Source organism: Bacillus sp. FSL M8-0025 (assembly GCF_037975475.1).
GTDB lineage: Bacteria > Bacillota > Bacilli > Bacillales > Bacillaceae > Bacillus > Bacillus subtilis.
Genome location: NZ_CP150258.1, coordinates 3175795 through 3196763 on the forward strand (window position 1 = coordinate 3175795; position 20969 = coordinate 3196763).

The 20969-nt window shown below is 48.4% G+C and carries 19 protein-coding genes and 1 pseudogene; 9 read left to right on the plus strand and 11 right to left on the minus strand.

Features of this window, described 5'->3' with window-relative positions:
- The first annotated feature begins 19 nt into the window (after positions 1-19).
- The 6 genes from pucR (at position 20) to yuzJ (ending at position 6803) form a co-directional block, all read left to right on the plus strand.
- Complete coding sequence (gene pucR / locus MKX38_RS16490) at positions 20-1615, plus strand: purine catabolism transcriptional regulator PucR (protein WP_014477890.1); 1596 nt, start codon at positions 20-22, stop codon at positions 1613-1615.
- A 144-nt stretch (positions 1616-1759) separates the two neighbouring features.
- Positions 1760-3109, plus strand: coding sequence for a uric acid permease PucJ (pucJ, locus tag MKX38_RS16495; RefSeq protein ID WP_015714655.1), 1350 nt, complete (start codon positions 1760-1762; stop codon positions 3107-3109).
- Positions 3110-3114: 5 nt separating this feature from the next.
- A complete protein-coding gene (gene pucK, locus MKX38_RS16500) occupies positions 3115-4407 on the plus strand; it encodes a uric acid permease PucK (RefSeq protein ID WP_019712944.1) in 1293 nt (430 codons plus the stop codon).
- A gap of 12 nt (positions 4408-4419) precedes the next feature.
- Entirely contained in the window at positions 4420-5904 is a 1485-nt protein-coding gene (gene pucL, locus MKX38_RS16505; protein ID WP_339187744.1) for a factor-independent urate hydroxylase, read from the plus strand.
- Complete coding sequence (uraH, locus tag MKX38_RS16510; protein WP_044052460.1) at positions 5904-6248, plus strand: hydroxyisourate hydrolase; 345 nt, start codon at positions 5904-5906, stop codon at positions 6246-6248. Before pucL ends, uraH begins: the two co-directional genes overlap by 1 nt.
- Before the next feature lie 423 nt (positions 6249-6671).
- Entirely contained in the window at positions 6672-6803 is a 132-nt protein-coding gene (yuzJ, locus tag MKX38_RS16515; RefSeq protein ID WP_009968115.1) for a YhzE/YjcZ family sporulation protein YuzJ, read from the plus strand.
- Positions 6804-7008: 205 nt separating this feature from the next.
- On the opposite strand, the gene pucE is transcribed toward yuzJ, so the two are convergent.
- The 7 genes from pucE to allC form a co-directional block, all read right to left on the minus strand.
- A complete protein-coding gene (gene pucE / locus MKX38_RS16520; protein WP_003243276.1) occupies positions 7009-7530 on the minus strand; it encodes a xanthine dehydrogenase subunit E in 522 nt (173 codons plus the stop codon).
- Entirely contained in the window at positions 7521-9758 is a 2238-nt protein-coding gene (pucD, locus tag MKX38_RS16525) for a xanthine dehydrogenase subunit D (RefSeq protein ID WP_339187747.1), read from the minus strand. The genes pucE and pucD overlap by 10 nt, the downstream gene beginning before the upstream one ends.
- Complete coding sequence (gene pucC / locus MKX38_RS16530; RefSeq protein WP_339187749.1) at positions 9759-10592, minus strand: xanthine dehydrogenase subunit C; 834 nt, start codon at positions 10590-10592, stop codon at positions 9759-9761.
- A complete protein-coding gene (pucB, locus tag MKX38_RS16535; RefSeq protein ID WP_048654924.1) occupies positions 10589-11206 on the minus strand; it encodes a xanthine dehydrogenase accessory protein PucB in 618 nt (205 codons plus the stop codon). The genes pucC and pucB overlap by 4 nt, the downstream gene beginning before the upstream one ends.
- Positions 11203-12195 carry an XdhC family protein gene (locus MKX38_RS16540; RefSeq protein ID WP_339187753.1) on the minus strand — a complete coding sequence of 331 codons (993 nt, stop codon included), beginning with the start codon at positions 12193-12195 and terminating at the stop codon, positions 11203-11205. Before MKX38_RS16540 ends, pucB begins: the two co-directional genes overlap by 4 nt.
- A 228-nt stretch (positions 12196-12423) precedes the next feature.
- Complete coding sequence (pucG, locus tag MKX38_RS16545; RefSeq protein ID WP_131228062.1) at positions 12424-13674, minus strand: (S)-ureidoglycine--glyoxylate transaminase; 1251 nt, start codon at positions 13672-13674, stop codon at positions 12424-12426.
- A 16-nt stretch (positions 13675-13690) separates the two neighbouring features.
- Complete coding sequence (gene allC / locus MKX38_RS16550; RefSeq protein ID WP_339187755.1) at positions 13691-14929, minus strand: allantoate deiminase; 1239 nt, start codon at positions 14927-14929, stop codon at positions 13691-13693.
- 224 nt (positions 14930-15153) lie between these two features.
- Here allC and MKX38_RS16555 point away from each other — a divergent pair.
- A pseudogene (locus MKX38_RS16555) lies at positions 15154-15273 on the plus strand (hypothetical protein); the annotation flags it as partial.
- Positions 15274-15354: 81 nt separating this feature from the next.
- Positions 15355-16218, plus strand: coding sequence for an endonuclease I family protein (locus tag MKX38_RS16560; protein ID WP_339187758.1), 864 nt, complete (start codon positions 15355-15357; stop codon positions 16216-16218).
- A gap of 33 nt (positions 16219-16251) precedes the next feature.
- On the opposite strand, the gene ugpC is transcribed toward MKX38_RS16560, so the two are convergent.
- On the minus strand, positions 16252-17355 hold the full coding sequence (gene ugpC / locus MKX38_RS16565) for a sn-glycerol-3-phosphate ABC transporter ATP-binding protein UgpC (RefSeq protein WP_069322882.1): 1104 nt from the start codon (positions 17353-17355) through the stop codon (positions 16252-16254).
- A gap of 181 nt (positions 17356-17536) precedes the next feature.
- Here ugpC and frlR point away from each other — a divergent pair, with 181 nt between their 5' ends.
- A complete protein-coding gene (frlR, locus tag MKX38_RS16570; RefSeq protein ID WP_014480777.1) occupies positions 17537-18265 on the plus strand; it encodes a transcriptional regulator FrlR in 729 nt (242 codons plus the stop codon).
- A 24-nt stretch (positions 18266-18289) separates the two neighbouring features.
- Here frlR and frlD read toward each other — a convergent pair whose 3' ends face one another.
- From frlD to MKX38_RS16585, 3 genes are read right to left on the minus strand one after another with little or no spacing between them, the layout of a single operon-like run.
- Positions 18290-19144, minus strand: a complete 855-nt coding sequence (frlD, locus tag MKX38_RS16575; RefSeq protein ID WP_032722478.1) for a fructosamine kinase FrlD — start codon at positions 19142-19144, stop codon at positions 18290-18292.
- A gap of 13 nt (positions 19145-19157) precedes the next feature.
- Positions 19158-20060 (minus strand): carbohydrate ABC transporter permease, encoded by a 903-nt coding sequence (locus MKX38_RS16580; protein WP_003228625.1) that lies wholly within the window; start codon positions 20058-20060, stop codon positions 19158-19160.
- A gap of 3 nt (positions 20061-20063) precedes the next feature.
- Positions 20064-20942 (minus strand): sugar ABC transporter permease, encoded by an 879-nt coding sequence (locus tag MKX38_RS16585; protein WP_014477910.1) that lies wholly within the window; start codon positions 20940-20942, stop codon positions 20064-20066.
- Between the last annotated feature and the right edge of the window lie 27 nt (positions 20943-20969).

Sequence of the window (20969 nt, forward strand, 5' to 3'; positions counted from 1 at the left end):
TAGAAAAGGAGAATGCGCTATGAATATTTTTGATGTGATGAAAATACCGGCTTTTGAAAACGCCAATTTAATCGCTGGAAAAGCAGGAGGGGAAAGAGAGGTTCAGCATGTCAATATGATGGACGCTCCGGATATCGCAGACTTTTTGCATAAGAATGAATTGCTCGTCACCACCGCCTATCACCTGAAGGATCACCCGCATCAATTATCTGAACTGATTCGGCAAATGGCAAAACGCGGCTGCGCGGGCCTCGGCATTAAAACAAAGCGCTATCTGGAAGATATCCCGAAGGAAATCATCGAACTGGCCGATTCATATGCGTTTCCGATCATTGAGCTTCCGGAACATATCCGACTCGGCGATATTGTGAATGCCACACTCAGCCATATTCTCGATATGCGTTCTAACGAGCTGCAGCAAGCCATTTACGCGCACAAAAAATTCACAAACCACATTATGAGCGGCAAGGGGCTGCAATCCCTCCTCAAAAAGGTGTCAGACCTCCTTCAGCTTCCCGTGCTGCTGCTTGACCAGCATGCCAAAATGCTGTCTGCGTCTCATCAGATTTCAGTTGAGACCGAAAAGCTGAAAGGCACCCTGAATACCGTATCCGGGCCATTTTTCACTTGTTTCTCTACAATCTCAGATCAGAAAACATATTCTGTCCTGCCTATTTATAATCACGAAAAAAACTGCGGCTACCTGCTGATACCGGACATGGTGCAGGCCGGCGACAAAGGATTGATCCTCACGATTGAACAAGCGGCCAACGTCATTTCCTTTGAACTGCTGAAGGAAAATGCGCTGAAGCAGTTCAGCCGAAGGGCCCGCAATGAGTTTTTCAACAATTTTATTGAGCGGTCCTTTTCTTCAGATGACGAAATCAAAAACCGGGCGAAAGAATTCAAGCTGCGCTGGGATCAAAAATACATGTGCATTGCCGGCAAACTCGATCGGAATGATGAATCAATCAGTTTTACAGAAAATCAGCTCGCTTCCGACAGCGTATTCGAATTTCTTGAAGGTGAATTATCCGCCTTCCCGTTTCCGCCTCACTTCTTTATGAAAGGAAATGTCGGCATTATTCTAATCGAGGCGACAGACAGCTGGAGTGAAATGCACGCCTCGGTGATCAGCTTTTTAGAACAGTTTCAAACACAGGTCAGCGCTCAATTTAAACGAACCGTGTCCTTTGGCATCAGCAATATCTGCCAAAAGCTCATTGATGTTCCCGACGCTTTCACAGAAGCTTCTGATGCTCTGCAATCGGGGCATTTGTCAAGAAGCACCGCATTTATCCAGGTGTATCACGCCAAAGATGTGCCTGAGCTTCTGCGCTTGCTCCCGGTTGAGGATTTGAAGAAATTTTACAACTCCACGCTTCAGAGCCTCGCTGAAAAACAGCAGGAGGATCAAAGCCTGCTTCATACGCTTTCCGTCTATTTAGAGACACACTGCCAAATTTCAGAGACGGCAAAGCGTCTGTACGTTCATCGCAATACGGTCATATACCGCCTTGAAAAATGCGAAGAGCTTCTGGGTAAAAGCTTAAAAGATCCTGAAACAACGATGCGTTTGCGGCTTGCCTTACGTATGCAGCGGCTGATCAGCTAAAGTTTGTCACATTTTCTTACAAAATGAATCATTTTTCGTCACTTTCAGCAATCACACCTGCCTTTTTCAGCTACTGTATCCAATGACACCCCTCGGCCGGCACGATACAATGTTACTAAAGTTCACATACAGGGAGGGACTATGGTGAAAAAAAGATCGTTTAAGGTGTTTACGCTTGGCCTGCAGCATGTGCTCGCCATGTATGCAGGTGCGATTTTGGTGCCCCTGCTTGTCGGCAGGGCGCTGAATGTAACAACTGTACAGCTGTCCTACCTATTGGCGATTGACCTGTTAACGTGCGGCGTCGCGACGCTTTTGCAAACCTTGCGCGGAGCATACATCGGCATCGGGCTTCCCGTCATGCTTGGCAGTTCATTTGTGGCCGTCACCCCGATGATCGCAATCGGCAGCAATTACGGCATTCACGCGATTTACGGTTCCATCATCTCGGCCGGTGTGTTCATCTTTTTGTTTGCGCGTTTTTTCGGCAAGCTGACTGTGTTATTTCCTCCTGTCGTAACAGGTACCGTTGTGACCTTGATCGGCCTTTCACTTGTTCCGACAGGTGTGAAAAATATGGCTGGCGGCGAAAAAATAAACGGCAGCGCCAACCCCGAATACGGTTCGCTCGAAAACCTTCTTCTCTCTGTCGGTGTCCTTGTTCTGATCTTAGTCCTCAACCGCTTTCTCAAAGGATTTGCCCGAACACTGTCCGTTCTGATCGGCATCGCCGCCGGAACAGCGGCAGCAGCGATCATGGGCAAAGTCAGCTTTTCTTCTGTTACAGAAGCACCGTCCTTCCAAATCCCGAAGCCTTTTTACTTCGGAGCCCCCACGTTTGAAATCGGTCCGATCTTAACGATGCTGATCGTCGGAATCGTCATTATTGTGGAATCAACCGGCGTTTTTTACGCAATCGGAAAGATATGCGGCAGACCTTTAACTGAAAAAGATCTCGTCAAAGGCTATCGAGCGGAAGGAATCGCCATTCTCATCGGCGGGCTGTTCAATGCCTTTCCTTATAATACCTTTGCGCAAAACGCCGGCTTATTGCAGCTGACCAAAGTGAAAACAAGAAACATCGTCGTTACCGCAGGCTGTATCCTTGTCTGTCTCGGACTGATTCCGAAGATTGCCGCCCTTGCATCTGCCGTTCCTGCTGCTGTACTTGGCGGCGCGACCGTCGTCATGTTCGGCATGGTGATTGCCTCCGGCGTCAAAATGCTCAGCACAGCGGATCTCAAAAATCAATACCACCTCCTGACCATCGCATGCTCAATCGCACTCGGCATCGGCGCCAGCACGGCCCCCGGGATTTTTGCTGAATTCCCCGCTCCGATTAGAATTCTGGTCAGTGACGGCATCATCACTGGAAGCCTGACCGCCATCTTTTTGAATCTATTTTTCAGCTTGCGCGACAAAAAAGAATTAACAGCACAGCAAACAGAACTTCCGGTATTAGAACATACACTCGTATTAGAAAAAGAGGTGTAAAAAAGATGAAGGAACAGCACAATGCCTTACAACTAATGATGCTGGGGCTTCAGCACATGCTTGCCATGTATGCGGGAGCCATTCTCGTTCCGTTGATCGTCGGAGCGGCGATCGGGCTGAATGCGGGGCAGCTGACGTATTTAATCGCGATTGATTTGTTTATGTGCGGGGCGGCAACTCTTTTGCAGCTCTGGAGAAACCGATATTTCGGCATCGGCCTTCCCGTTGTGCTCGGATGTACGTTTACCGCAGTCGGCCCGATGATTTCCATCGGCAGCACTTACGGTGTCCCAGCGATATATGGTGCCATTATCGCCGCAGGACTGATTGTCGTCTTAGCCGCGGGCTTCTTCGGAAAGCTTGTCCGTTTTTTTCCGCCTGTCGTAACCGGATCAGTCGTCATGATCATCGGCATCAGCCTGATTCCAACAGCAATGAATAACCTGGCCGGAGGTGAAGGAAGCAAAGAATTCGGCTCACTGGACAACGTGCTCCTCGGGTTTGGCGTCATAGCTTTTATCTTATTGCTGTTTTATTTCTTTAAAGGCTTTATCCGCTCCATAGCGATTTTACTCGGTCTTATCGCAGGAACAGCGGCTGCATATTTCACGGGAAAGGTCGATTTTTCTGAGGTCTTGGAGGCGTCTTGGCTTCATGTCCCGTCTCTGTTTTATTTCGGACCGCCAACCTTTGAGCTGCCGGCTGTTGTCACGATGCTTCTCGTTGCGATTGTCAGCCTCGTTGAATCGACAGGTGTTTACTTTGCGCTTGCGGATATCACAAACCGCAGACTGTCGGAGAAGGATCTGGAAAAGGGCTACCGGGCAGAAGGCCTTGCGATTTTGCTGGGCGGCTTATTTAACGCGTTTCCCTATACAGCTTTCTCGCAGAATGTCGGCATCGTTCAGCTCTCAAAGATGAAAAGTGTCAACGTCATCGCCATCACAGGAATCATACTGGTCGCGATCGGGCTGGTTCCAAAAGCAGCGGCCCTGACAACAGTGATCCCCACCCCAGTTCTCGGCGGCGCAATGATCGTCATGTTCGGCATGGTTATTTCTTACGGGATCAAAATGCTATCCAGCGTTGACCTTGATTCGCAAGGCAACCTGCTGATTATCGCCTCTTCCGTCAGCTTGGGGCTTGGCGCTACAACAGTTCCCGCGTTGTTTTCATCTCTTTCGGGCGCGGCCTCTGTCTTGGCAGGAAGCGGAATTGTGATCGGCAGTTTGACGGCCATTGCACTGCACGCTTTTTTTCAAACCAAACAGCCGAATAGCGCAGACATAAAAACGTAAAGGCAGATGCCAATGTTCACAATGGATGACCTGAACCAAATGGACACACAAACACTGACAGACACACTTGGCTCTATTTTTGAACACTCTTCATGGATTGCGGAGAGATCCGCAGCACTACGGCCGTTTTCGTCCCTTTCTGATCTTCACCGCAAAATGACTGGCATTGTAAAAGCTGCGGATCGCGAGACACAGCTTGATTTAATCAAAAAGCATCCCCGGCTCGGAACAAAGAAAACAATGAGCGATGACTCGGTACGAGAGCAGCAGAACGCAGGGCTCGGCAAATTAGAACAGCAGGAATACGAGGAGTTTCTCATGCTGAATGAACACTATTATGATCGCTTCGGCTTTCCTTTTATTTTAGCGGTGAAGGGAAAGACGAAACAGGACATTCACCAAGCCCTTCTGGCAAGGCTTGAGAGCGAACGAGAAACGGAGTTCCAGCAGGCCCTTATAGAAATTTACCGAATCGCCCGCTTTCGTCTGGCTGACATCATCACTGAAAAAGGAGAGACGCAAATGAAAAGAACCATGTCTTATGGCAAAGGAAATGTATTTGCATACCGAACGTTTTTAAAACCGCTCACTGGAGTGAAGCAAATCCCAGAATCATCTTTTGCCGGGAGAAGCAATACCGTTGTCGGCGTTGATGTGACATGCGAAATTGGCGGAGAAGCCTTCCTGCCATCATTTACAGACGGAGACAACACTCTCGTCGTGGCAACGGATTCAATGAAAAACTTTATCCAGCGCCATCTCGCATCCTATGAAGGAACGACAACCGAGGGGTTCCTACACTATGTAGCCCACCGATTTTTAGATACCTATTCTCATATGGACAAGATCACTCTGACTGGCGAAGACATTCCGTTTGAAGCAATGCCTGCATACGAGGAGAAAGAGCTCAGCACAAGCCGCCTCGTCTTCAGAAGATCGCGTAATGAACGAAGCCGCTCTGTGCTGAAAGCAGAACGAAGCGGGAATACCATAACGATTACCGAGCAATACAGCGAAATCATGGATCTTCAGCTCGTCAAGGTGAGCGGCAACTCCTTCGTCGGCTTCATCCGGGACGAATATACGACTCTCCCCGAAGACGGCAACCGCCCGCTGTTTGTCTATTTAAACATCAGCTGGCAATATGAAAATACCAATGACGCATACGCTTTTGATCCAGCCCGCTACGTTGCGGCTGAACAAGTCCGCGACTTAGCGAGCACCGTTTTTCACGAGCTCGAAACCCCTTCAATCCAAAACCTAATCTATCATATCGGCTGCAGAATATTAGCGAGGTTCCCGCAGCTCACTGATGTCAGCTTCCAATCTCAAAATCACACGTGGGATGCGGTTGTCGAAGAAATCCCGGGCTCAAAAGGAAAAGTCTACACCGAACCGCGCCCGCCATACGGTTTCCAACATTTTACCGTGACAAGAGAAGACGCCGAGAAAGAAAAACAGAAAGCCGCTGAAAAATGTCGGAGCCTGAAAGCCTGATGGGAAAACTGACAACCCATATTTTAGATTTAACCAGCGGCAAACCAGCGGCGAACGTAAAAATTGAATTGAAGCGGCTGGGCGAAAGTATTTTGAAAGAGGTTTACACTAACAATGACGGCAGAGTCAATGTCCCTCTGCTGGCTGGTGAAGAGCTGGTTTCCGGAGAGTATGTGATGGAATTTCATGCAGGAGACTATTTTGCGAATAAAAACGTGAATACGGTCGACCAGCCGTTTTTAACCATAGTCACCGTCCGTTTTCAGCTAGCAGATCCAGATGCACATTATCATATCCCGCTCTTGCTGTCGCCGTTTGGTTATCAGGTGTATAGGGGGAGTTAAGAAGGAAGCCCGCCTCACCGGCGGGCTTCTATTTGCACTTCAATAAACTTTTGATCCTAGGACAGTACTTGAAGTGATCCCCACACTTAGTGAAACAACAGCTAGAATAAACATTCACCTATATTTTTCAGGATAATTGCCTACGAGAAAAATACCCTGTAGTCCTTTCATTTATAAATCGAGGTTTCAAACTAATAAGTCAGCTCTTAGCAGCCGAGCTCCCTTCTCCAATCCTATAAACAGACCGCGTTTTTTCTCGAAAAAATACTCTGAAGACAATTGCTGCGTTTTTAATAGTTTTGATAACGCGTTCTCTCTTACACCTTTAGACAAAATATTCATTTTTTCTTTTTTAGACTTAAATCTATGTCGAAAATAATCGTTGGCATATCTTATACTATCTCCACTAAAGGAGGTGACATTATGGGATTCTACAATTCTGGTGGATACAGTGGAAACTCTGGTTACTCAAACGGTTTCGGGAGCTCCTTCGCTTTGATCGTGGTGCTATTCATTTTGTTGATCATTGTTGGAGCAGCTATCTTTAATTATTAAGTTTAACTTTCCTTGCCTCCGCCGTATCCAACACCTCCCTGTCCGACAGACGCCATAAGAAGTTTTTATGGCGTCTTTGCTATGTGCTCACTAATCTTTTTGTAATTCAGAAGCTGTCAAGTTCTACGAGATTTATCGTGTGTTTTCCCACAACGCTTCTGCGTCTTGATCGCGCTGTCTGACTGAGGCTAAAAAAGTCCGGCTTTTAAAAGCCGGACTCCCGTCTCCCTCCGTTCAACTCTCTTCTAATCCTGCAAGCTGACCGCATAATCCCGCCATACCCGGTACACCGGCACAAATTCCCCGCCAGCCCTTCTTCTATATCTTTGTCAGAAGGTTGAGGGGTTTCCCGAAACAATGCTTTAAGCGCAATGATCATTCCCGGCGTACAGTAGCCGCATTGGAAGCCGCCTTCTTCCAGGAAAGCGGTTTGACACATATCCAGCTCTTCTTTTTGAAGCCCCTCGATGGTTGTGATGGAATGGCCGTCTGCTTGATAGGCCATCGTCATGCACGCATTGGCCAGTTTTCCGTCGATTAAAATAGAGCAGGCTCCGCAGCGGCCGATTCCGCAGGACACCTTTGTCCCGGTCAGCTGAAATTCCTTTCTAAGCAGGTCACTCAGATGTGTCGTAGGAACGGCAGCAACCTCCCACGCCTGACCATTCACGGTCATCCGGAACTGTTCCTTTTTTACAGGAAATGGCCCGGCCTCTTTTATGTCCATTGCTTCAGCCCCTTTCTGTCGATCGCTTCAAGCAACTCTTCTCTTGAAATTGGCAGCTTGTTTATCCAGCATCCGACCGCATCATGTACTGCCTTTACAATCGCCGGAGTGATGGCGATTGTTCCGATTTCACCAACACCGCGCGGTCCATATACGTCTCCCTTCATTAAGTCTTCTATTGCAATCAGCTTCATGTCAGGAACATCTTTGATTCCGGGAATCAAATAGTGATCGAGATTTTCCGCAGCATAACGGCCATCCGTCATTTTCGCTTCCTCCATCAGTGTGTAGCCGAGTGCCATGGCAGCGCCGCCTTCAATTTGACCTCGATATCCCTGCGGACTGACAACCGGACCTGCCGCAATAGCGTGCTCACAATCTATCAATTTGACATCGCCTGTTAACAGATCTACCTCCACCTCAACGGCAGCCGCTCCAAATGAGTAGAGGAAATGGCCGCCCACCACAGGATCAGGCGTTGTTGGAAAGTCAAAGGCCGTTTCCTCTGCCAAAGGGCCTTTTTCAGCCAGCTCCTTATACGTCACCACGAGCGCCTTTGTGTTTTTGTCACGCAAGCCTGCAGCGCCGGGAATAAGATTTTCCGCTGAACAGCCGCTCCATTCTGCCGCCCGTTTTTTCAACTGAGCTAGAAACGGCTTCTTCAAACGCTGGATCGCGTGCCACACCATGCTTGTGCCGCGGGATGCTGTGGAGGAGCCTGACTTCGGCACTTTTGCGGTATCCCCAATAACAATGGAAATATCTTCTGCGGCACAACCTAGCTCCTCCATGACAATCTGTTCAATCGCTGCTAGAATCCCCTGTCCGCATTCTTCAAATCCGAACGATGCTGTGATTTTGCCTTCACTCGAAAGGGACAAACGGCCTCCTGCCGCATCCATTCGGCCATACCCCAGCCCGCCGCCGTGCATTGTAATTGCCGCTCCCGTGCCTCTTTGCAGATACCCACAGTTCCGGCTGGTTCTTGTAAGAATGGGAGATTTAGATATGGCATTCAACACCTGTGCCGCTCCGTCAGTTGGTGCAATTCGATGCTCAAGTGGCCCCAAGTCATGCGGTTTTCTGATATTTTTTCTTCTCAGCTCGAGCGGGTCGATGCCGAGCATGCCGCTGAGACGATCGAGATGGGTTTCGAGTGCAAATGTGATTTGGTTGCCGCCAAAGCCCCGAAATTCTCCCGCCACCCCGTTGTTCGTAAATACTGATATTCCTTCAGTCCGGATATTCGGAATACGGTACGGCCCCGCGGCATGCTCGACAGAAAAATCAAGAACAGCCGGTCCGAGCGTAGCATATGCGCCTGTGTCCGCCACAATTTTCACGTCATGCGCCAATAGATTTCCCGAATGATCCGCACCCGTTTTTATCGTAATCTTCATCGGATGGCGCTTAATGCCAGAACGTACAGATTCCTTTCGTGTCTGATGGATTTTGACAGGACGTCCGCTTTTCAGTGACAAAAGCGCGGCATACGGCTGAATATTCAGCTCATCCTTCCCTCCGAACGAGCCGCCCATCGGACTTGACACAATTCTGATCTTCTCTTCAGGAATATCAAAAATACGGGCAAGCTGGAAACGGTCTTTATAGCCGTGCTGGGTTCCTGCATACATCGTAAAACCCCCGTCGTCTTCTGGAACGGCTACGCCTCCCTCCGTTTCCATATACGTATGCATCTGCCGCGGCAGCTCATAGGTTTCTTCAAGGACTGTGTCAGATGCTTGAAACCCTTCTTCCACATCGCCGTTTGAAAAAAACGCGCGGTGCAGGATATTCCCGTCCTCATGCAGTCTTTGCGCATTTGGCCGAAGCGCTTTTTCTGGTGAATCCATGACTTCCAGCTCTTTATACTCAACTCGAATCAGCTCCAGCGCCGCTTCCGCGATTTCTTCCGTTTCCGCAGCAACTGCGGCGATCGCATCCCCGACATACCGCACCCTGTCCTCACTTAAAACCGGCTGATCAGGGATGACAATGCCAAATCGGTTTAAGCCGGGAACGTCTTTATGTGTGACGACGGCCTGCACGCCTTCCATTTTCTCAGCTTTTATGGTGCAAACCGACACAATCTCTGCATGAGGATAAGCACTTCTCAGCACCTTGCCATACAGCATTCCTGGAAAGCTGAGATCGGTCATATATTTCAATTCCCCTGTGACCTTACCCCTTCCATCCGGCCTGACTCTTGACGGTTTGTTGATGATCATTTATTCCCCTCCCTCAGCCATCAGCTCTGCCATGATGACGTTGGCAGCGGCTTTTTTTCTGTATGCCGCTGACATAAAAACATCTGAGGAAAACGGCAGCTCATGGATAAGTGTTTTGTACAGCTCATGCGAGTCCCACCCTGGTGCCATCCATTTCGCTTCGCTGTCCAATAATCTCCTAGGAGTGATATCGGCATGGCCAGCGGCGAGGCGAATGCCGCCATCTTTCAAAAAACGTCCAGCTGCAACAGCTACCGCTCCTGTAAAAGCCTGGCGCCTTCCAAGCTTGTGATAAAATACACGCTCTCCCTCCGCCCGCGGGATGATGACACGCATGACGATAGCCGTTCTAAAGTCTTCCTCAATGAGCCAAGCGCCAAGCGGCAGCCTGATTAGCTCCTTTTGATATACGATAAGCTCAGCACCAAGCACAAGCAGAAGCGGAATGAAATCACCGATTTTACTCGCTATGTTGCCGCCAATCGTGGCACGGCTGCGAATCCCCGGTGCAGCGACAGCGGAAGCAGCGTCACTGAAACAGCCAAGCGCGCTCTTGATCAAAGGGTTCTTTCTGCATTCATTCAGTGATGTGAGCGCCCCGATCGACACGTGGGTGTCACTGGCGCTGATCCCTCGCATCTCGTCAATCCCTTCAAGGCTGACAAGGTGCTGTTTCGGTAGAGTTCCTTTGTCCCACTGAAGCTGAAGCAGCGTGCTTCCCGATGCGGCACACACATCCGGAGCAAGCTTCTCTAAAAGCGAATAGGCCTCATCAAGCGCTGTCGGTCTCCATAATTGAATATTCATCCTTGCTTTTGTCACTTGGCCGTTCAAGACATCGCCCTCCTTACCATGTCATATTCCTCGGGTGTATCAATATCGTCCAACTCACCGCTATCCTTGGCCTCCAAAACCGCTCCTGCTCCAAGCTGTCCGCTTTTCAGGAGCCTGCGAGCCCCTTCATCTCCCGTTAATCCCTTTACATAAGGAAAACATGTCGACGAGAAGTAGATTGGCGGGGTGAACGCCCCTAAAAACGATGACACGGCAAATGACTCAGGTGCCAGTGCCACAAGGGCATTGAGATGATCGACGGAAAGCTGAGGCTGGTCGGCTAACAAAATGACAACGCCGTCCGCCCCCATGCTTTCTGCTTTTCTCACCCCGCTGCTGACTGAATGCCCCTGACCCTTTTCTGCGTCTTGGCAAACGTGCAGGCTCCAGCGTTTTTGAAAAGGCGGAGCGTGATACGGCGCTCCTATCCACTCAAGGGAGGCATGTTCTGTCCGCTCGACGACCAGCACGTGATCAAGGCGGGACGACAGAGCAGTTTTCAAGGAAAGTGAGCCTATGTTTTCTCCTTTTAGCGGCAAAGCCAGCTTGTTTTGGCCCATTCTTCTGCTTTTGCCGGCAGCGAGAAACACGCCGATCAGATAGGGGTTTCTCATACAACCGCCACCCGTTTTCTTGTTTGAATAATTTCTGCAACTACACTTACCGCAATTTCCTCTGGACCTTCCGCACCGATTTTCAGCCCGACCGGACTGTAAAAGTGAGACGGAGGATGTTTTCCGTTCAGCAGCCGTTTCGTGCGGTTTGCCGAACCCAACAGTCCAATATAATGGAGGTTTTGAGAAAATAAGAAGTTGATGATCGTTTGATCGTGCTGATAATGATGGGTTGCCACAACAGCTGCATCATGCGGAAAAAATTGAAATTTGCTAAGCATTTGTTCCGGAAAAGCGGTAATCAGCTGATCCGCTTTTGGAAAAAGAGAGGATGTACAATAAGCGGGCCGCCAATCCGTCACGATAACAGAAAACCCTGTGTCAGCCGCCAAATTGGCCAGCGGTACAGTATCCGGTCCCGCCCCAAACAGAATGAGGCGCGGCTTCGGTTCAATTCGCTGAATAAACATGTTAGTGGGTGGATCGAAATGCGGTAAATGAAGCGTTGAAACAGTACGTTGAATAGCTTGCAGAGGCGCGTCCGGCCAGTTGCCAAAATGCCCGTTCTCCGTCAGAAATAAATAATGGGAGGATCCAATCTTTGTAACGGAAGTGACAGCTTTGCCTGAATGAAGGCAATCCCTCACTTTCTCATAGTGCCGCCTTTTTTCCTGAGTGATTCGCTCTGCATGAACATGAATAATGCCATTGCACCCGGCTCCCATGCCCCAAGAAAGATCGTCCTCCGACCGCATGTCGTAGGGAATCAGCGTTGGTGTGAGCTGATCGCCCAGCGCACTGATTCTTTGGAATACATCTTCTTCCACACACCCGCCGCTCAGCAAGCCAATCCGTCTGCCATTTTTCTTAAAGAGCATAGAGGCGCCTGCTTTTCGATACGCGGAGCCTTCCACTTGAACAATTGTCGCCAGTACAGCCTCCTCCTGGTCTTCCAGGAGCGCATCTAACATCGTGTGAAAATTCCCCAATGCCGCATCCTCCTCTCGAAAATTGCCGTGAGAAACAACTAGTTCAGCATGATTTTATAGGTAACTTGTATAAAGAATAGACGATGGAAGAAAAAATGACTCATGATTTGTCAGAAAATAAAACACATAGAAAGAGGATTTGTAAAAAGAGTCAAACGAAGAAAATCAGATTGGAGAAAACACGAAATCATATCGTTAAAAAGCTTGCGGAGTTCCGCAAGCTTTTCTTTACACCGCCGCCTGGCGGCCAGCGTTTTCATACACATCCAGCGCTGCTTGGAGCGCTTTTCCTGCTTCGATTCCTGCGTTATGTCTAAGAAGCACAGCCTCTAACCCGGCAAGCACGAATAGCACGTTTTCTTTTCTGCAGCTGTACCCCATCGTGCCGATTCTCCAGATCTTCCCTGCGAGCGGGCCGAATGAGCTGGCGATTTCAATACCGAATTGTGCCAGCAGCATGTCACGGACAGACTCGCCGTCAATGCCGCCGGGAATTTCGACACAGGTGACAACAGGCATTTTGCAGCTGTCATCTCCAAACAATCTTAGCCCCATTGCCTTTATCCCTGCTGCTAATGCGGCTTCATGGTGCCGATGCCGCTCGAAACGCGTCTCAAGACCTTCTTCAAGCACCAGTCTGACTCCCTCACGTAAGGCGTACAGCATCGTCGTCGCTTCTGTATGATGATTGAGCCGTCTTTCGCTCCAATAATCCTCAAGCTGGCTCAAATCAAAGTAGTTGCTTGTGATTGGCCGATTTCCCGAAAGCGCTTCCCTGTCAGCTTGTGTCGCAATCCCGCGTTCTACCTTTTTGCGAGCTGCAATCACGTCCGCCACCCGCTCATTATATGTAATCGGCGCCATTCCTGAAGGCACAGACAAACATTTTTGCGTTCCGCCGATGGCAGCGTCAATCTTCCATTCATCGACTTTAACCTCGCAGCCCCCAATCGTTGCGACTGCATCGACGATAAACAATGCATCCTCGGTGCGGCAGGCTTCGCCGATGGCTTTCAGCGGGTGAATCCGTCCTGTCGATGTTTCTCCATGCACCATGGCCACAATTTTCGGCTTCACTTTTTTTATCTCCCGTATGATGTCCTCCGGGTCAAAAACCGTTCCCCATTCGCACTCAAGCATATGAACATTTGCCCCATATCGCTCGGCGATTTCAGTCAGCAAATAACCGAAACGGCCGTAAATGGGAATGAGCACATCATCTTCCGGCTCTATCACACTAGCCAGCACTGCTTCAATTCCCGCCCGTGAAGTGCCGTCAATCGGGTATGCCCAGCGGTTTTTTGTTTGGAACAGCTCCCGAAGCATCTCCATCGTTTCATTCATAATACCTGTAAACGCCGGATCAAATTGGCCGACAACCGGGGTGCTCATTACTCTTAATACACGCGGATCAACCTCAACAGGCCCCGGCGTCATAATCGTTCTTAACGGGGTGCATAATTCTCTTCTGCCTGACACAGCCATTCCTCCTTTATCAGTAAGCCAGTTTGTATAATAAATCAGTCAGTGCGCGGACGCCGATCTCGAGCTGTCTGGCTGACGTATATTCCTTCGGTGAGTGGCTGACGCCGCCTCGGCTCGGCACAAACAGCATACAAGCAGGATAGCGCCTTCCGATCATTTGCGCGTCATGCCCTGCTCCGCTCACCATTTCCTCACAGCTGAAGCCGTTTTCTAATGCTGTTTCAAAAGCCGCAGCCTTCAGCCTTTCGTCCATCGGCACAGGCTCTATCCGCATATATTCATCAATCACGGCGCGAATTCCTTTTTGTAGGCAAATGCCGTTGATCAAAGCAACCATGTCTTGATGAAACTGCTCCAGCACATGCTGATGCTGATGGCGAATATCGATTGAAAACTGGACGCGGCCCGGTATGACATTGGCTACATTGGGCTCTGCCGTTATTTTTCCGCATGTCAGACGGAGCTCATCCGGCAGCTCCTCCGACCGCAGCAACAGCTCATGAATGATACGGCTGCTGGCTGCGAGCGGGTCCTTGCGCCATTTCATGGAGGTGGTTCCCGCATGATTGCATTCCCCCTCCAGCGTGACGAGATATCGCCTCTGCCCCGCAATGCTTGTCACAATCCCGAGATCCCGTCCTGACATTTCCAATGTCTGTCCCTGTTCAATATGGAGCTCAACAAAAGCGCTGATATCTGTCCGATATGCTGCCTGAAACACACCTTTGCCAAAACCGTTCTCATGCATCGCATGTTGCAGCGAGACTCCTGATTCGTCTCTTGGCTCTGCTCCATCCTGTAATGAAAAAACACCCGTCATATTCCCTGATCCCCAATAGGTCATTGGAAAACGGCTGCCCTCCTCCTCACATAAGGATACCGCTTCGAGTGTTTTTTTCGGCGCTCCATATGTCTCTTTGAGCCGCTTTATCGCAAGCATTGCCGCCAGAATACCATAGGCGCCGTCGTATTTTCCCCCATTGATGACAGTATCGATATGTGAACCGGTTACAATGACTTCATCCGGAGACTGGGTGCCCGAAAGCCTTCCAAACACATTGCCGACATCGTCGAATCTTGTGTCAAGCCCGAAAGAAGACATTTCCGTTTTCACAGCAAGCTGTGCGTCCATCCACTCTTTTGTGTATAAAAGCCTCGTTACGCCGCCATCCGCAGACGCACCGTATTGGGCGAACCATTCAATATAATCTGTGATGCTGTTTTTTACTGAAAGCTTCTGCTTTTCCATGTACTCCCCCCTCTGGCCGCTATGGTGACTTCATTATAGAAGGAGGAACATGATAGTTCATTGACAGATTAACCAAAAAAACGTTTATTTTTTAGTCACAGTATCTATCCAGCAACCAGATTCACCCTATATGTCACAACTATTTTGATGTAAAGGTCAAAAGGAAACACGGTAAGGAAGAGAGCCAGCAAGAGCGAAAGAGAGGGTCAAGCTCAGCTTGCCAGAGAGGCGATGTTTGCGGAACGGATGAAAACGGAAATGCCGGCAGTTCGCAAAAACAGGACCTAAAGATATGGGAACAGGAGATTTCCGCCTCCTCCAAAGGGACTAATTTACAATTTTAATGAAAAATATACAAAATGACACTTCTATCCTTTATTTCGATTTTAGATAATAGACATGATCTGATAAAAGGAGGGCAAGTGATGACAAAAAAAGCATGGTTTCTGCCACTCGTCTGTGTATTACTGATTTCGGGATGGCTTGCGCCGGCAGCTTCAGCAAGCGCGCAAACCGCATTAAGCCTTAATGACCGATTGGCGTCTTCCCCTTCAGGAACAGGCCTTCTCTCATTAGCCGCCCCCGCTGCACCCTATGCTGACACAGATACCTATTATGAAGGGGCTGAAGGTAAAACAGGAGACTCGCTAAAAAGCACCCTGCACCGTATTATCAGCGGACACACGATGCTGTCCTACAGCGAAGTGTGGAACGCGCTGAAAGAAACGGATGAAGATCCGAGAAATCCGAATAACGTCATCCTGCTCTATACGAAAGAATCGCGGTCCAAAAACCTGAACGGCGGGAATGTCGGCGATTGGAACCGCGAGCATGTCTGGGCGAAATCCCATGGCGATTTTGGTACGAGCAAGGGACCTGGTACTGATATTCATCATTTGCGCCCGGCTGATGTTCAAGTTAACAGCGCCAGAGGAAATATGGATTTTGACAATGGCGGCACTGAATATGCGAAGGCACCCGGAAATTATTATGACGGCGATTCATGGGAGCCCCGCGATGATGTGAAAGGCGATGTTGCCCGCATGCTGTTTTACATGGCTGTCCGTTACGAGGGTGATGACGGCTATCCTGATCTTGAGCTTAATGATAAGACAGGCAACGGCTCAGCTCCTTATCATGGCAAACAATCTGTCCTGCTCGAATGGAATAAGCAGGATCCGGTTGACGACCGCGAGCGGAAAAGAAATGAAATCATTTATGAAAAATATCAGCACAACCGCAATCCATTTATCGACCACCCTGAATGGGCGGATGAGATTTGGCCGTAAGAAAAAGGTGCTCCTTTTGAGGAGCACCTTTTTCTAATACACAGCCTCTTCCGTTTCCGCATCGAAAAAGACGACGTGGTCCATTTTCACTGAGAGCTGGATTGAATCGCCTGCATCGATTCGCGTGTTTCCGTCCAGGCGGACCTTGAGCCGCTCGTCCCCAGCCATGACATGCACTATGAGCTCCGAGCCCAGATTTTCATTCACTTCCACGTTCGCTTGAAACACTGAATCAAACAACTGGTCATTTCCTGTCATTTGTGTGATGTGCTCCGGCCGTACACCGGCAATCATCTGTTCTCCGGCATATCCCTTTTCCTTCAGCCGCTTTGCTTTTTCTTCAGGAATATGAAGCCGGATCCAAGAATTTGTGAAAAACAGCTCGCCATGCTGCTGTTCTATGATGCCTTTCAAAAAGTTCATTCCGGGAGAGCCAATGAAGCCTGCGACAAACAAATTGGCCGGGTAATGATAAATGTCATGAGGTTTCGCCACTTGCTGAATTTCCCCTTCATTCATGACGACAATCCGATCTCCCATTGTCATTGCTTCGGTCTGGTCATGCGTGACATAAATGATCGTTGCCTCTAATCGCTGGTGCAGCTTGCTGATTTCTGTCCGCATCGTCACTCTTAGTTTTGCATCCAGATTAGAAAGCGGCTCGTCCATTAAAAAGACCTTCGGCTCCCTCACAATCGACCTGCCAAGCGCCACCCTTTGCCGCTGCCCGCCGGAGAGCGCCTTCGGTTTTCTCTTCAGCAAATGTTCAATTTCTAAAATTCTGGCTGCCGCATGAACCCGCTCGGCAATTTCCTGTTTCGCCATCTTTCTGAGCTTTAATCCAAACGCCATATTATCAAAAACCGTCATATGCGGATAAAGCGCATAGTTCTGGAATACCATCGCAATATCACGTTCTTTCGGCGGAAGATCATTGACCCGCTCCCCATCAATAAGAAGATTTCCTTCAGAAATGCTTTCTAATCCAGCCACCATCCGCAGCGTTGTTGATTTTCCGCATCCTGACGGCCCCACCAGCACCAAAAGCTCCTTATCCTTTACATCTAAATCAAAGTCCTTCACGGTTAATTGTGAGTGATATGATTTTTTGACGTGTTCAAATGTTAATGAAGCCATCAGAAAAGTCCCCCTATCTTTTGACCCGTTATTTCGTCACTGGAAACAACTTGGTCTTTCTGTTATTTTTAGAGTAATCGGTTCCCATTTTTGCTATATTTCTAAAATAAAAAATGTAAATTTGTATTATAACGTCATAATACATTATAATATAAATAATAGGTTAAAAGGAGGCTACCCTTTGTTAAACAACGGAAGTTCTACACCTTTATACATTCAGCTAAAACAAATCATCACTGATGACATCAAAAAGGGCGTGTATTCCCCAACCGCCAAGCTGCCTACCGAAAACGAGCTTTGCACCAAGTATAACGTCAGCCGCATCACCGTCAGGAAAGCCATTCTCGATTTAGTCGAAGAAGGCTATCTGATCAGGCAGCAGGGAAAGGGAACGTTCGTTAAAAGCCCTAAATTAAAACGAGAGCTGATCGCTGTAAACGGCTACTCGGAATTTATGGAATCAACCGGCAAAAAACCGAAGCATCATGTGCTGTCCCATGACATCATTCCAGCGTCAAAACCCATCGCAGAAAAGCTTCAAATCCATCCCGAGAGCCCTGTCGTTGAATTAAAACGGATTTTATATAATGATGATCAGCCTCTCACCTTTGAAGTGACGCATTATCCGCTTGATTTGTTTCCCGGCATTGATACCTTTATTGCTGACGGCGTCTCCATGCATGATATTTTGAAACAGCAATACAAAGTTGTACCCACGCACAATACGAAGCTATTAAACGTTGTATATGCCCAACAGGAGGAAAGCAAATACCTGGATTGTGATATCGGGGATGCGCTGTTTGAAATTGATAAAACGGCTTTTACATCAAACGACCAGCCAATCTATTGCTCATTGTTTTTGATGCACACAAACCGTGTCACTTTTACCATCAACAGCCCCTACACATAACAGGCATAAAAAACGAGACACTGCTTATAGTATTCTCGTTTTTTCACTGCTTCCCCCGTCCTCCAAGCGATAAGGATAGCCATAGCCGAAAGCTCCATACACACCGCATGTTTTCGCAGCCGTTTCAGCAGCCTGGCGCAAAGCATACGTTATATCCTGCTTCACGCAAAAGGCAGTCAAAAAGCCTGCTATAAAAGAATCTCCCGCTCCAAGTGTATCTATTATATCAGCTTCCACAATCGGCTGATGATAGACTCGATCACCCGCAGACAGGATTGCTCCTTGGCCCCCTCGGGTCATACAAACCATTTTGGTTCCGTACCCATGAGCTGTTTTGGCAAGCTCACCGCATTCCGACTCACTCAAATCGCTTCCTGAAAAAAACGCATACGTCACATAAGGACAGACCCTCCTCAAATAATCATCCTCCCGATTGGTTGAAAAATCAAATGAGACCGGGACAAGCCCGCACAGCTGCGGAAGATCGTTCTCAAGCCTGCTGTACACGCTCGTATGCAGCAGATCATGCCCGCTGATAAAAGATACATCTTTCTCCTGAAACGCGAGGCGAAGCCGGGACTGAATGCCGCCTTTATTTGATCTGACAAAAATGCGGTCCCCCTGTTCATCAAGGGTGACTATCGCCATCCCGTTTTCTCCGTGCGCCTGGCGGATATAATCTGCATTGACCTGCTCCAGCTTGAGAACGTTCAACAGATGTGCCGCGGCTTCGTCATTGCCGACGATTCCGATATAGGAAGACTCATGCCCGAGCCGCTTGGCAAGCACAGCAACGTTTAAGGCATTTCCTCCCGGGTAGAATGTTTCTTGATCCTGGTAATAATCTACAACATTATCTCCAACCGCAATCAATTTCATAGCGCTTCCTCCTTTATCCTTTTACACTGCCGCTTGCAATTCCGCGGACAAAATATTTCTGCATCAATAAAAATAGAATAATAATCGGCGCGGCTGAAATCGTTAACCCTGCCAGCAGGACGCCCCAGTCTGTCTGCAGCGCGTCTCTGAACTGCATCAGCCCGGCTGGAATGGTCCGCAAATTCTCATCATCTATGAAAATAATCGCAAACATAAACTCATTCCATGTATGGTAAGCCGTCAAAATGCCGGATGTCACCAGAATCGGCACGCTCATTGGTAAGAAAATTCTGAAAAATACTCCAAAACTTGTACACCCATCCAAATAGGCCGCCTCCTCCAATTCTTTGGAAATAGAAAGAAAATAAGAGCGGATCAAAATGATGGTGAATGGGATCCGATAAGCCGCATACGGCAGGATTAACGCCCAATACGTATTGTACAGGCCCAGCGACTGAATAATAGAATAAAGCGGCACAAGACTGACCTGCGGCGTCAGCATCAATCCGCCAAGACATAGCACCAAAAAGAATCCTTTTCCTTTAAACTCAAACCGGGAAAGGCCATACGCTGCCCATGCACTGATAAAGACAGTGATCACACACGTCAGCGCCGTAACGATGACACTGTTCATAAAATAAGAAGAAATCCCCTGGTTCCAGGCGGAAACAAAATTTTCCGGATGCCACGAAGACGGCAGCGACCAGCTGTGCTCAAAAATATCGTCAGAGTTTTTAAAGGCGCTCATCACCATCCAGAGAAGCGGATAGGCAATCGCAATCAGATAAAGAAACAGAAAAACCCACACAGACGTTTCTCCGATATACCATTTTCGTCTAGGCTTATCTTTAACCTCAATGTGCTGGTCAGGCACAGGCTCCAATCTGAACGAATCTGTCTTCTTCTGAGGCAGCATCAGTTACTCCTCCTTTCCGGTTTTAAAGAACTTCATTTGCATGAGCGATAATGCAAGCGTAATGATTAACACGACAGTGGCAATCGCTGAGGCGTAGCCCATCATATCCTTTGTAAAGGCGCTTTTATATAAAAACGTGCTCAAGACTTCTGACGCGTTTCCCGGCCCGCCGCCTGTCAAAATGTACGGCTCATTAAAGACCGTAAAGGCCCCGGTCAGCGTCATGACCACCGCAACAAAAGACATCTCTTTCGTCTGGGGAACAGTAATATGAAAAAACTGCTGAATTTTACCCGCGCCGTCAAGCCGGGCCGCTTCATACAGTTCATCCGGTATTTTTTGAATCGACACGATGTACAGCATCGCAATATAACCGACAGATTGCCACTGGGACACAAAAATGACAGAAAGCATAGCTGTGCTGTCATCCCCGAGCCAGGCCCTCGTCAGCTGATCAAGACCGATGGCCTGAAGCAGCTGATTCAAAAGCCCTGTCTCCGGATTGTAAATAAAATCAAACAAAAGCGCGATCACAGTCATTGAGATGACAACCGGCAAAAAGAAAACGGTACGAAAAAACGGCGACCATTTTCTGACCAGCTTATCCTCAAGCACCGCCGCCAAAATCAAACCGCCAAATACCTGGCATACAATTGAGATCACTGCATAAAGCACATTATTGGTAAGTGCCTGATAGAAGACAGGATCATGAAATAATTCAACATAGTTTTTTAAGCCGATAAACGTTTTTTCCGGAGAAAATGAGCTCCACTGAAACAGGCTGAGGAATACATTCTCAAAAATCGGGATATAAACGAAAAGTAAAAAAACGAGAGCGGGCACCAAAAACAAATAGGGGATTATTTTATTCTGATTGACCAAGGGTATCTCATCTCCTTTATAAAAAGA

Coding starts and splice junctions, on each gene's coding strand:
- pucL (WP_339187744.1), top strand. CDS start 4,420: ATGTTCACAATGGATGACCTGAACCAAATGGACACACAAACACTGACA.
- pucE (WP_003243276.1), bottom strand. CDS start 7,530: ATGGACATAAAAGAGGCCGGGCCATTTCCTGTAAAAAAGGAACAGTTC.
- MKX38_RS16560 (WP_339187758.1), top strand. CDS start 15,355: ATGACAAAAAAAGCATGGTTTCTGCCACTCGTCTGTGTATTACTGATT.
- allC (WP_339187755.1), bottom strand. CDS start 14,929: ATGGAAAAGCAGAAGCTTTCAGTAAAAAACAGCATCACAGATTATATT.
- pucB (WP_048654924.1), bottom strand. CDS start 11,206: ATGAGAAACCCCTATCTGATCGGCGTGTTTCTCGCTGCCGGCAAAAGC.
- pucR (WP_014477890.1), top strand. CDS start 20: ATGAATATTTTTGATGTGATGAAAATACCGGCTTTTGAAAACGCCAAT.
- MKX38_RS16580 (WP_003228625.1), bottom strand. CDS start 20,060: ATGCTGCCTCAGAAGAAGACAGATTCGTTCAGATTGGAGCCTGTGCCT.
- ugpC (WP_069322882.1), bottom strand. CDS start 17,355: ATGGCTTCATTAACATTTGAACACGTCAAAAAATCATATCACTCACAA.
- frlD (WP_032722478.1), bottom strand. CDS start 19,144: ATGAAATTGATTGCGGTTGGAGATAATGTTGTAGATTATTACCAGGAT.
- yuzJ (WP_009968115.1), top strand. CDS start 6,672: ATGGGATTCTACAATTCTGGTGGATACAGTGGAAACTCTGGTTACTCA.
- uraH (WP_044052460.1), top strand. CDS start 5,904: ATGGGAAAACTGACAACCCATATTTTAGATTTAACCAGCGGCAAACCA.
- pucD (WP_339187747.1), bottom strand. CDS start 9,758: ATGATCATCAACAAACCGTCAAGAGTCAGGCCGGATGGAAGGGGTAAG.
- pucK (WP_019712944.1), top strand. CDS start 3,115: ATGAAGGAACAGCACAATGCCTTACAACTAATGATGCTGGGGCTTCAG.